Genomic DNA, 12686 nt, shown 5'->3' with positions numbered 1-12686 from the left:
GTTACTATTTTACTAAGCCGCTTTAATAGCGGCTTTTTTATGTATCACTAATTCATAAACAAAAGGGTTCTCATGAGAATTTTAGTTATTATTGCAGCGTTATTTTTAACTGCCTGTAATACCACGCAAGGCATATCAGTATATTCATTTACTAACTCTGAGGTTGAATCTGTACTGGGTAAGCAATTACCAAAGTTAAGTGAAAAAGTAAGCTTAATGGGTTTACCCGTTCAGTTTGATGTAAACGACTTAAGTGTCAACATTGGACCTGATAACCGCGATGTTGTTGTGCTTGGTGCTGATTCAAGCGCTGAAATTAATGCATTCGCACTTAAATACCCAGTGCGTTTAAAGCTACAAATTGAAGGAAGCCCATTTTACGACAGTGAGAAAAAAGCGGTATTTTTACGTAATATTAAATTACTTGATTCGAGTGTAGATGCCGGTGGTTTTAAAGGTAATTTAGGTGCACTTGATAGCCAAGCAATGGATGTTATTAATGCTTTTTTAGCGGTTAACCCAGTTTATACTCTAAACATGGATGACCCTAAAATGATGCTACTTAGTAAACTTCCACTTGATATGAAGGTGGTTGAAGGCGCAATTAAGCTAGTACCTCGTCTATAAGTAGATCGACCTACTTACAATATACGTATTGATTAGCCTGACTTTCAGGCTAATTAGGTTTTAATATTATGGCGGCTCCTCACACTGTTCCCACTTCTCGGCTTTCTCGATTTGCAAAATTAGGCTCACTTGCAACAGGTGTTGCTACCAACATGTTAGTTGATGGTGCTAAGAGTGCGCTAACAGGTAAAGGTTGGGATAATAAAAGCTTACTACTACAACCTAAAAATATTGAAAAATTAGCCACACAGCTATCACATTTACGTGGTGCAGCAATGAAACTGGGGCAATTGCTTTCAATGGATGCCGGTGATCTACTTAGTCCTGAATTAGCTCAGTTACTTGCTTTACTGCGCTCAGACGCGAACCCAATGCCTCATAAGCAGCTTGTTGAAGTGTTAAAAGAGCAATGGGGGGATGAGTGGCTAGCGCGTTTTTCTCACATTGAGCTAAGACCTTTTGCAGCGGCTTCTATAGGGCAAGTTCATTTAGCTTATAAAGAAAATGGCGATCAGCTTGCTGTTAAAATTCAATACCCTGGTATTGCAAAAAGTGTAGTAAGTGATGTCGATAACGTTATTTCTTTATTAACGATTTCTCGATTATTGCCAAAAGATCTTAATATTAAACCACTTATTAGTGAGGCTAAAGCGCAGCTATTAGCCGAGGCTGATTATAAACGGGAGGCTCAGTACTTAATACGTTATAAAAATGCACTAGCAAGTAATCCCCACTTTAAAGTGCCTAACGTATATCCAGAGCACAGCACACAACACGTGCTAACTATGGAATATATAAAAGCAGAGCCCATTGAGAGCATTACAGAGCTACCTGATAGTCAAAAAAGCTTTGTTGCAGAGCAGCTCATTGATTTATTTTTTAAAGAAATGTTTGAATTTAAATTGATTCAAACCGACCCTAACTTTGCCAACTTTCATTATCAGCTTGATACACAAAAAACTGTTTTATTTGATTTTGGTGCAACGCGAGAAATATCAACCGAGCTTAGCTTAGCGTACTTAGCTTTATTTAAAGCGGGTAGTGAAAACAACCGAGAAGGTGTACTTAAAGCGGCATCACACATAGGTTATTTTAAAAATGACTTAGTTGATGAGTATAAAAACAACGTCATTGATTTATTTTTAATGGCGTGCGAGCCACTAAGAGCAGAAGGGGAATTTGATTTTAAAAATAGCGAACTCGCGCTCAAAATTAAAAATGCAGGGCTTGCTCTTAGTGGGCAATCTCAGCAATGGCATACACCGCCCGTTGATGCGCTATTTATTCACCGAAAACTTGCAGGACTTTACTTAATAGCCGCAAGGCTAGGTGCAAAAATAGATGTAAAAACGTTATTTAAGCACTATTTATAGCTTTTTAATTTACACGTAAGTGCGCTTTAAGTAATGAGTGCACTTAGCGTATAAAATTGCCATAATGCTCGCGATATTTCGCGAGGTGTATTTATGATAAAACAATTTTTAAACGATCCTAAATTATTGCTAAACGCAGTCGGTGAGGGTATATACGGTTTTGACCTGTCGGGTAATGCGGTGTTTGTTAATCCTGCCGCTGAGCGCATGACAGGTTGGTGCGCTGAGGAACTATTAGGTAAAAAAATACATCAATATCATCACCATACTCATGCTGATGGCACACCTTATCCCGCTGATGAATGCCAAATTTACTGCACCATGTTTGACGGAAAACGTCGTGAAGTTAAAAATGAAGTTTTTTGGCGCAAAGACGGTAGCTCATTTGCAGTTCAATACACCTCAACACCGGTTTATCAAAATGATGAGTTAATTGGTGCTGTAGCGGTATTTCGCGACATATCACTGCAACAGCAAACACAAAATGCACTGCAAGAGGCACTTGAGCAAGTAAAGCATTTAAGTGAGCAGCTAAAAGATGAAAACAACTACTTAATTGCAGAACTTAACGAAGATTGGCAAGACTCAGGGCTAGTTGGACAAAGTCATATATTTCAAACCATGTTAGATCAAATAAAACTGGTGAGTGAAACCGACAGCACAGTGCTTATACTTGGCGAAAATGGCACGGGTAAAGAGTTAGTAGCTCGTAATTTGTATAGGCTAAGCAAGCGTAGCGAACAAGCCTTTATAAAAGTAAATTGCGCCGCATTTACCCCAAGTTTGCTAGAATCGGAATTGTTTGGCCATGAAAAAGGCGCGTTTACAGGTGCAAATGAACGCCGTAAAGGGCGTTTTGAACTTGCTGATAAGGGCACCTTGTTTTTAGATGAAATAGCAGAGCTGCCACTTGAGGCGCAAAGTAAACTACTAAGAGTTCTGCAAGAACAAGAGTTTGAACGTGTGGGTGGCAGCAATACGCTAAAAGTAAATATTAGAGTGATTGCAGCGACTAATCGCGACCTGTGGGAAATGGTACAAAAAGGCACGTTTAGAATTGATTTGTATTATCGGCTTAATGTATTTCCTATAAAAGTACCCGCCCTTAAAGATCGAAAAGAAGATATTCCTTATTTATGCGCTAATTTAATTGCGCAGCTAAATAAGCGGCTCGGGAAAAACTTAAAAGGGCTAAGTAAAAAAGCAATTACGCAGCTGCAAGCTTACGATTGGCCAGGCAATATTAGAGAGCTGCAAAATGTACTTGAACGCGAAGCTATTTTATCTAATCAAGCGGTACTTCAGCTAAGTCAGCCTTTGCAAGCGGGTGGTGAAGTAGTTATTAATCCTTCACTTACGCTCGATGAAGCACAAAAGCAGCATATAACTTCTGTTCTTGCGTTATCGCACTGGCAAATATCGGGTGATAAAGGAGCGGCAGTTAAATTGGGTTTACCTGAGAGTACACTACGTTCAAAAATGCGAAAGTTAGGGATTGCTAAAAATTCGTGATATATCGCGAATTACGCTTTATATCGCGAGGTTGGTTTTTGTTTTTTAAAATAATTTCTTTAATATCAATTAAGTAATTAAAGTTTCAGCTTGGTCTGAAAGTTGCAAATACTTGCTTAATACCCGTCATTATGAAGCAAGTATTATGAAGTTTGATATTAAAGAAGAAGACATGATCATTAAGCCCTATAACACCGAAGGGCCAATTTATATCCGCGAGCAAAAAGGATTTTTTCAGCGCATACGCCGTAATTTAGGTTGGCTGCTAATGCTAACTTTTATTGCAATACCGTGGATCCAATATAACGGTCACCAAGCTGTGCTGCTTGATGTGGCAACGCAAACTTTTACTATTTTTGGTCTAACACTCCTTCCTCAAGATTTTATGATTTTAGCCCTGCTATTTATGGTGGGGGCTTTTGCATTATTTTTTGTAACTAACTGGCTTGGTCGGGTTTGGTGTGGATATACGTGCCCGCAAACAATATGGATGCTCATGTTTTCGTGGGTAGAACAACGCATAGAAGGCACTCGAAATCAGCGTATTAAATTAGATAAATCGCAGTGGACGCTGAGCACTTGGCGCAAAAAAATTACTAAGCACAGTGCGTGGATTGTTATTTCAGTTTTAACCGCCACCTCGTTTATGGCGTATTTTATCCCAGCAAAAAGTTTGTATATGGAAATACTTACGTTTGAATGGTCAGGTATTACGAGCTTTTGGGTGTTTTTATTCGCTTTTTGCACCTACGGTAATGCAGGGTTTTTACGCGAAAAAATGTGCACAATTGCTTGCCCGTATTCTCGTTTTCAGGCTGTTATGTTTGATAAAGATACGTTGCTTGTTACCTATGATAGCAAGCGCGGTGAAAGCCGAGGACCACGTAAACGCAAAGCCGATCCAAAAGAGCTTAACCTAGGTGACTGTGTAGACTGTAACTTATGTGTAGAGGTATGCCCTGCAGGAATAGATATTCGAAATGGCTTACAATATGAATGTATAAACTGTGGCTTATGTATTGATGCTTGCGACGATACTATGGAGAAATTTGGTTATCAAAAAGGCTTAATTAAATACGTCAGCGAAAAACAAATGGAGGGTAAAAAAACCAATCCATTTAGATTAAAACTAATAGGATACGGCGCATTAACGGCTTTGTTAATAATTTCTATGTTTGCATGGATGCTACAACGCACACCAATAGAAGCCTCAGTACTACGAGATAGGAATGCGCTTTATAGAGTGAACTACGAGGGCCTGGTAGAAAACCCTTATACACTTACTATTATTAATAAAACGCAGCAAGCACTGCATTACACCATTGCCATAGAGGGCTTGCCAGAAGCAACACTCTCAAGTCCAAGTTCTACACTTATACAGCCAGGTGTGATGAAAAGAGTCCCCGTTACTGTAACTGCAGATGGTTACGATATTGAGCGTAAAGTTAGCAAGTTACAATTTGTAGTAACAGCGCAAGAAGACGCCAGTATAACCATAACTAAAGATAGCCAGTTTTATAAAAACTAAGATTGATAAAATTTCATAAACAACATGCCCAAGTAGATATTCCTCTTGGGCATTTTATCTGTAGTTTTTATTATGTGTTTGCATTTATATATTTGAGTGCGCTTGTTATAACGGCCACTTGAGCTAATATACATTCTTCATCTGTGGCTGTTGGGCTATCTGGGTACACTTCGGTTGTGGTTACATAGGGCGCGTCAGTAAAGCCCATACACAAACCTAACTCACGTGCCGCATAGTTAATAACGCCAAATTGCTCTTGAGGGACGCCTATTAGCTGGTTGTTTTCATCGCTCGGGGCAATGTGCGTGACCTTTGCCACATCTTCGATAATTACTTTTTGAAATTCAGGCTCAGGCTTATTGGTATCGGCCACTAAATAAAACCCATCAGGTATGTTCCAATTGGTGTTTGTAGTGCCTTCACGGGCAGCAAGTGCGGGTCTAAATTCACTGTTATCGCTATCTGTTGTTTCGTGTAAATCAATATGAGCAACTAAGTCTATATCGAGTGATTTTACAAACGCCATAATAGCTGCTGATTCTTGAGCTGGGCTGCCCTCGTAAAATGAGCGGTTAGGATCAATAGCATCAGGGTTCCAGCGGTTTATAGTCTCATATCCCCAAGGGCTAATGCAGGGCGCAACAATAATATTAAACTGCTTTGAGTGTTGCACAGCCGATGTTTTAGCAAACCTAAGTGCGCCATGTACGCCACTGGTTTCGTAGCCATGTACACCTCCGGTGATTAAAACTGTTGGTTTATTAGCATTAAAGTTAGGCGTTTTTAATATATATAATGGGTAAGTGCCAGCGGCGTAATTAAGCTCGCCGTATTGCTCTATATCTAAGGTGCTTTTAAGATCATTAATTAGCGTTACTACTTCATTTTGGTAACTGCGTTTAATGTTTTGGCGTGCTAACCACAAGGCTTTATCGTTGTTATTCCATTTTTTGCCAGGTGTGCCAATAGGGTATGTGCTGTTAGTCATAATAAACCTTTATATCAATTGTTATTAGCCCATATAAAAAAGTAGGCAATTACAATTGTTAGAATTACTTAATAAAGGCGTAGCTTAACGCTGAGTAAATTAGCGTGCAAATTAAAACGTTAAAGTCATATTATTTATTGTGCGCTGTTGTTTAGCTTGAATATAACTTTGACTAGCAAACTCCCCTGAAATAGCGCCAGAGCGAACCCGCTCAACCAAAATAGTTAAATTGCATGCCTTACTTTTATCTATTTGCGTATCATTAAACATTATCAAATTATTTAGATTAAATGAATAACTCGACGATGTAACAGATGAAGACGTAGATTGTATTAATGTAGAGTTGTTATTTGTGGTGCAATGACTGCTTAACTCAATTGTGCTGGCGCTATTGGTATCTATACCATCAAGTTGTACTGTTATTGTGTTTGTTATGCTAAAGTTTTGCTCACTACTTGGTGTTAAAATAATAAAGTTATGAGGAAGTTCAACAGTTGAGCGTGTGCTTATTTCATCATCACGGTTAAACAATATATCAAACGGCTCGTTATCATCAGTTATGTTGATGTAGGCTTGGTAATCTACATCTAAAAAATCTGTATCTTTACTAAGTTCAACAGCTGTGCCTCGCACGATTACTTGTAATGTGTCGCTATCGCTTAATACGATGTTAGACCCATTCATATCACCTGCATTTAGCTCTGCATTAATACGAGTACGACTTCCGTCAGACACAAGCTCAAAACCCGCCCAAATACCTTTCGTTTTAATTAGATCTGATGCTGTTTCTGATGTGCAAGCACACAGCATTAATATGATGCCCACGAGGGAAAAGCTTTTTTTAAACATGTTAGCTCCTTTATTTGTGAGCGTATTGTTACACAAGAAAGTACTTTTAGATGTTTAAAATTGTTAACAACTGTAAAATAAATTTTAAATAAAAGATCTTGGAAGGCAGTGTTGTTTTATTTTTAGTAAAATAACGGCCAGTATTGTGAGTAAATTTATTATAAAAGAGTATGTTACAATTAGTTTATAGTCTGCTTTTGTATTGAGTATTATGGTGCAGTATGTTGCCACACCAAGTTGGTTAGGTCGTTTTTTTACCCGTATTAAGTGGGTAAGTATTGAGCAAGACGTGCTTGTTGTCCACTTTAGAGATATGACTAAACAGCAATTTTTATTAAGTGATTTCAGTAACTTTTCTGTGCTGCAAAATAGCTTGTTTAGCGCAAAAATTTATTTATGTGATCCTAATAACACATGCGTTAGTTTTTTAAAAAAAGCCGAAGCAGATGTGCTTAATAAAGCGTTAAATAAATATTTTTTAAATACGTTAGAACGAAAAGTGAATAATGCGAAAACACTTTTAAAGCGTTATGCCATTGATGAATTTTTACGCGACAGTTCCATTGAAATCTTAAATAAAGCTGTTTTTTCTTTAAGTAAAAATTACGCACATAATCAAACCGTGTGGCAACAGCATTTATCACCAATTAGCGTAAAATTTTTAAGTATTTTAAGTAGTACACCAAAAACAGCAGACGCTGTAGCGCAATTACGCCATAAATATGAACAAAAGCAGCTTACCTTAAGAGATAACTTTTATAATAATGTTGAGTCTAACCCGCTCACTACAGAGCAGCGTTTAGCGGTTATACGCGATAACGATAAAAATCTAGTACTTGCAGCAGCCGGCACAGGAAAAACCTCAGTTATGGTTGCCAAATCGCTTGATTTAATCGCGCGTGGAATAGCACTGCCAGAGCAGGTATTGGTACTTGCTTACAATAAAACGGCTGCACAGGAATTAAAAGAGCGCTTTATTAAACGTGCAGCACACGCCAATTTAAGTATTAAACCACCTGCCATTTTAACGTTTCATGCACTAGGATTGAAGCTATTACAAGACGCGAAAAAATCAACGAAGCTTTCTACATTTGCAACCGATGAAATACAGCAAAAAACATGGTTAACCGCATGGCTTTATAAGCAAATGCAGACCGACTCTACATTTTTGAAAAACGTTGTTGATTTACTTCACGAACCAGTCGATATTTTTAGTTTTAAAAGCAGTGCTGAGTATGAGCGCTACCTAAGAGATAACGAATATAGAAGCCTTGCAGGGCTTAAAGTTAAAAGTTATCAAGAGCTACTTATTTCAAACTGGTTATATTTACAATCAGTTGAGCATGAGTACGAGCCTCACTACAAAAATAAGCTAGAGATTTCAGCAGAAGACATAACCCTAAACGCACAATATAATCCCAATTTTCACTTATCAAAATACAATATTTATCTAGAGCACTTTGACATTGATAGAGAGGGTAATGCACGCGCCGATATAAATAAAAAACGCTATAACGAGCAAATAGCTTTTAAGCGAAAACTGCATAAAAATAATAACACTATTTTACTTGAGACTTTTCACTACAATTGGTTCGAAGGCAAGTTAGAGCGGCGCTTAAGTAAACTTTTAAAGCAACATAGTGTGGCGCTTGTACCTTTAAATGACGATGAAGTATTTAGCACGTTAAATAACTCAGGGCTGTTACAACAAGGGGTTGAAAAATACTTAAAGTGCTTGCAAGCCATAAGAGCTGAGCAGCTCACTAATACGCAAATAAAACAACGTATAAAACAAAGTGGACTCAAAAACCATCAACGTTATGCCGCAATGCTTATAGCTATATATAATGCTTATATGCAAGAGCTACATACGCAAAACGCCATTGATTTTGACGATATGATTATTCATGCAACAAAGGCTGTAAAAAAAGGTGAATTTAGTGTGCCTTGGAGCCATATTTTAGTTGATGAGTTTCAAGATATATCAGGTGCGCGTATGGCCTTTTTAAACACACTTATTAACAAGGGCAAAAGTGTACGTTTTACTGCCGTAGGTGATGATTGGCAGGCAATTTATCGTTTTTCGGGTGGTAAGTTAGCGTTTACAACGCGTTTTAATGAGCTGGTGGGTGGCCACTCACTTACTATGTTGCAAAAAACATTTAGATATAACAACAGTATTAGCGATGTAGCAGGGCGTTTTGTAATGCAAAACCCTGAGCAATATAAAAAGCTGATCAGCACACATACACAAGTAACCACACCACACGTTATTTTATTAGACGATTTATACCAAGGTACTAAATCGATAGAAATAAAAGTGCAGCAGAGCATAAGCACGATTCAAAAAAACGATGCATCAGCGAGCATTGCCATACTTAGTCGATATCGATACATGTTAAATAGCGTACAGCAGCATTTAAAAGATAAAAAGCATACAAACTCTCTTTATTTTTGGACATTACATAGTGCTAAAGGGCTTGAAGCCGATTACTGTATTATTATTGGTTTTGAACAAGGTAAATTAGGCTTTCCTAGCGATAATCAAAATAGCGTGCTGGTGGAGTCGTTATTACCAGAGCAAGATGAATTCACTCACTCAGAGGAAAGGCGTTTGCTTTATGTAGGCATTACACGTGCTAAACATAAAGCGTACTTAATTGCAGACCCTTATGCATGCTCAGCGTTTGTAAAAGAACTAGTAAATGACGATTATCCTATTCAGATCGCTTCAACGTTGTTTAACAAGTCGCAACTAAAGCAAAGAGAGTGTAATACATGCAGCGACGGATTAATCGTGCCAAAAACGGGTCAGTATGGTAATTATTATAGCTGTACTAACACGCAAATTTGCGAAACTAAACTACGAGTGTGTAAAAGTTGTAGTAGCCCATCGGTTGATAAAAGCACGTATTCACAATGTGTAAATATAGAATGTAAAACACAGCATCCAATTTGTGAAAAATGTGGGCGTGAAATGCGGAAACGCAAATCTAAGCATGGTGAATTTTTAGGATGCAGTGGCTTTGAGCTCAAAGAAGACAGCTGTAAAAACACTCGAAAGCTAACTGTTACATGAATAGCCTATTTAAATTAATCTTAAAGTAGTACTTAAATTTTAATTAGTCGTATTTTATTGCTTTTATTTAGTATCAATGTTTAATTAACGCTACCTGAGTCTCATTATTGATTACCATGCACTTTTTCAGTCGATTTTTTTTGCTTGAAGACCATCATTTACCAACAGGGCAAATACCTAATTGGCGTGTGAGTGCTTTACGTATTATTTTTGCAACCGGTATTTTATTATGCCTAGCTATATCGCTTCATAAATCTAAACAAGCTGCTGAATTTAATATTTTATACTTTGTAGGACTAAGCGTTAGTTTCTTTTTTATAACGACCTTATTATTAGCAGCAAGCAAAAGGTATTATATATTTTGTGCGCATGCACTGCTGCTCTCTATAGTTGCAGCAAGTCTGTGTATTAACTTATTCGTGACCGATTTAGAGCTGGCAAAAATTGGCTCGATATATATGTTTTCGTGCCCTTTAATCGCACTAATGTTAATAGGGTGCAGAACGGCCATTTTTTATGCTGTGTTAAATATAATTCCTTTTTATATTATAGTTAACGACATAAATCTATCTTCTTTATCTGGTGTCTCAACTAAACTTTCTGATGAAAAGCTGTATATTACAAGCCTTATATTTTTATCTTTAAATGTTTGTATTCCACTTGCTTTTGCTCGCACTATTGTTGCGGCAAAACGCTTAAATAAAAGTATGAAGAGCGCTAATACTTACCTCAAAGATAAAAACGATCTTTATAGGGCTCTTTTTACTGAATCAAACAAAGCGAAGATTATTGTAGATGAAAATTTTGTGATTACAGATTTTAATCAACATGCTATTGATATGTTTGATATTAAAAAACATTTAAAAGAACATGGCGTTAAACTATTCAATTTATTACCTTCGCTTGATGTTGATGTTGATGAGCTTGATGCTCAAGATCAAATTGTTAAACACAAAAACAGTTTTTTTCGGACTAACTACCAGCACGTAATGAGTGCTAATTATCGTGTTTATGATTTTTATGATTGTACTCAAGAACAGTTAATCAAACAAAACTTAACTATAATGGAGCAAGAAAACAAGCGCTTACGCTTTAGAGATCCACAAACAAAGCTACCAAATAGAGGATGGTTTGAAACACAGTGCAACAGATTAACCATTAAATATCACAAAGGCTTTTATATTGTGGTTACACAAACGGCTAATAGTGAGTATTTAAATTTAAAGTTTACTAAAATTGATTCACAAGCTTTGCTAATTAGTGCATTTAAGCGTTTAAAAAAGATGCCAGAAGGTCCTTTGTTGTGTGCGCATGTAGGAGTGGGGAAACTGGCTTTTATTGTTGGAACACATTCGGCAAACGAACTAAAAGATAAACTTTTGGTAAATATAAAAAACACGTTAGACGAAGCATATAATGTACTTGGAAATAAGTGTCAGCAAACTTTTTTATTTGGTTTTGCGCGCTACCCAAATCATGGGAAAAGTAGTGCTGAAGTGTTAACAAATGCCTGCGAAGCACTTAAATTAGCAAACAGTAATTCTCCTATTTGCAGCTATAGTGAAGAACAATCACAAGCGTTTATAGAAAAATACGAAATATCAATGTTGCTCGATGAAGCGCTTCAACAAGGTGATTTATCGGTGCATTACCAACCAAAAGTGAATGCTAAAGGAGAGTGTATAGGGCTCGAAGCACTCACGAGGTGGCATAGTTCAATACTTGGCAACGTATCACCAGTTGTATTTATACCTATTGCAGAAGAGTACAGAATGATCAGTAGGTTAACTGATTTGATTATTCAAAAAGTGTGTGCTCAAATTGCTCAGTGGTCTACAGTAGATATGCCAAGTGTGCCTATAGCAATAAATATATCTTTAATTGATTTCAGCCAGCCTGACTTTATTTCAAAACTAGTAAAATCTTTAGCTGATTTTAACGTAAAGCCGCAGCAAATAGAGTTAGAGCTTACTGAGACCTCACTTGAAGCAAATCAAGGCCATTCATTAAAGCTAATGCAAACATTGCAATCGTGGGGTTTTATAATATCAGTTGACGATTTTGGGGTCGGATACTCAAATATTGCTCGTCTTGCCCATTACCCTATAAATAAGCTCAAACTCGACCGTTCTCTTATCAGTCAAATTACTCATTCTTCACGTCAAAAGAGTTTAGTAAAAGCGATACTCGTTATGTGCGAAGAATTAGATATAAAATGTGTTGCCGAAGGTGTTGAAACGCAAGAACAAGTTGCTATTATGGCGGAAATGGGTTGTAAAGAGTTCCAAGGTTTTTATTTTGCACAACCTATTACGGTTAAAAATTATGAGGCTCATATAAATAAACACGGAACAAAATTTATAGCTGCTAAAAATAATGAAAAACAAGTCTTTTAATTCCGGTAGTAATTGGCGACTACTTTATTGAGTTTATGTTTTAGATTTAACAGAATGGCTCAATTTACTAACCATTACTATATAAATCAACCTAAAATCTGGTTAAGAGATTTACTAACGTATTGAATAATTTGATATTTTAATTTATTTTCTCTAGCCAGAGACTTTCAGTAAATTCAACGTAGTTAGTGCTGAAAATAGCTGCTCGAGATAGATTTATTATCCAGAGTTTAGGTTAAGTACTTATCCTACGAGGCTAAAAATATCGTACTGCGATTAAACCGCCCTTAGATAGAACAAATTTTAATCCTGAAAGGTCAGCAGGCCTTAGAGT

8 protein-coding genes are annotated in these 12686 nt (G+C 37.0%); 6 read left to right on the top strand and 2 right to left on the bottom strand.

The annotated features are described in order from the left end of the window. Positions 1-72: 72 nt before the first annotated feature. The 4 genes from AOR04_RS11185 to ccoG all read left to right on the top strand — a co-directional run bounded on the left by AOR04_RS11185 (position 73) and on the right by ccoG (position 5040). A complete protein-coding gene (locus AOR04_RS11185) occupies positions 73-627 on the top strand; it encodes a DUF1439 domain-containing protein (protein WP_002960677.1) in 555 nt (184 codons plus the stop codon). A gap of 68 nt (positions 628-695) precedes the next feature. Continuing rightward, positions 696-2000 carry an ABC1 kinase family protein gene (locus AOR04_RS11180; RefSeq protein WP_096793389.1) on the top strand — a complete coding sequence of 435 codons (1305 nt, stop codon included), beginning with the start codon at positions 696-698 and terminating at the stop codon, positions 1998-2000. Between the two features lie 93 nt (positions 2001-2093). Next, the gene (locus AOR04_RS11175; RefSeq protein WP_033030984.1) at positions 2094-3512 is read left to right on the top strand and encodes a sigma-54 interaction domain-containing protein; all 1419 of its coding nucleotides are present in this window, start codon (positions 2094-2096) and stop codon (positions 3510-3512) included. 145 nt (positions 3513-3657) lie between these two features. Further along, on the top strand, positions 3658-5040 hold the full coding sequence (gene ccoG, locus AOR04_RS11170; protein WP_096793388.1) for a cytochrome c oxidase accessory protein CcoG: 1383 nt from the start codon (positions 3658-3660) through the stop codon (positions 5038-5040). A gap of 70 nt (positions 5041-5110) precedes the next feature. Here ccoG and AOR04_RS11165 read toward each other — a convergent pair whose 3' ends face one another. Beyond that, entirely contained in the window at positions 5111-6028 is a 918-nt protein-coding gene (locus AOR04_RS11165) for a M14 family metallopeptidase (protein WP_096793387.1), read from the bottom strand. 111 nt (positions 6029-6139) lie between these two features. Then, positions 6140-6877, bottom strand: a complete 738-nt coding sequence (locus AOR04_RS11160; protein ID WP_096793386.1) for a hypothetical protein — start codon at positions 6875-6877, stop codon at positions 6140-6142. Positions 6878-7088: 211 nt separating this feature from the next. On the opposite strand from AOR04_RS11160, the gene AOR04_RS11155 reads away from it, so the two are divergent. Continuing rightward, on the top strand, positions 7089-9956 hold the full coding sequence (locus tag AOR04_RS11155; RefSeq protein WP_096794120.1) for a UvrD-helicase domain-containing protein: 2868 nt from the start codon (positions 7089-7091) through the stop codon (positions 9954-9956). Positions 9957-10072: 116 nt separating this feature from the next. Next, positions 10073-12352, top strand: coding sequence for a putative bifunctional diguanylate cyclase/phosphodiesterase (locus tag AOR04_RS11150; RefSeq protein WP_096793385.1), 2280 nt, complete (start codon positions 10073-10075; stop codon positions 12350-12352). Positions 12353-12686: the final 334 nt, after the last annotated feature.

Origin of the sequence: Pseudoalteromonas sp. 1_2015MBL_MicDiv (assembly GCF_002407505.1) — a bacterium.
GTDB classification, from domain to species: Bacteria; Pseudomonadota; Gammaproteobacteria; order Enterobacterales; family Alteromonadaceae; genus Pseudoalteromonas; species Pseudoalteromonas fuliginea.
This window is presented reverse-complemented; position numbering and strand designations above follow the sequence as displayed.

Coding starts and splice junctions, on each gene's coding strand:
- AOR04_RS11185 (WP_002960677.1), top strand. CDS start 73: ATGAGAATTTTAGTTATTATTGCAGCGTTATTTTTAACTGCCTGTAAT.
- AOR04_RS11180 (WP_096793389.1), top strand. CDS start 696: ATGGCGGCTCCTCACACTGTTCCCACTTCTCGGCTTTCTCGATTTGCA.
- AOR04_RS11175 (WP_033030984.1), top strand. CDS start 2,094: ATGATAAAACAATTTTTAAACGATCCTAAATTATTGCTAAACGCAGTC.
- ccoG (WP_096793388.1), top strand. CDS start 3,658: ATGAAGTTTGATATTAAAGAAGAAGACATGATCATTAAGCCCTATAAC.
- AOR04_RS11165 (WP_096793387.1), bottom strand. CDS start 6,028: ATGACTAACAGCACATACCCTATTGGCACACCTGGCAAAAAATGGAAT.
- AOR04_RS11160 (WP_096793386.1), bottom strand. CDS start 6,877: ATGTTTAAAAAAAGCTTTTCCCTCGTGGGCATCATATTAATGCTGTGT.
- AOR04_RS11155 (WP_096794120.1), top strand. CDS start 7,089: ATGGTGCAGTATGTTGCCACACCAAGTTGGTTAGGTCGTTTTTTTACC.
- AOR04_RS11150 (WP_096793385.1), top strand. CDS start 10,073: ATGCACTTTTTCAGTCGATTTTTTTTGCTTGAAGACCATCATTTACCA.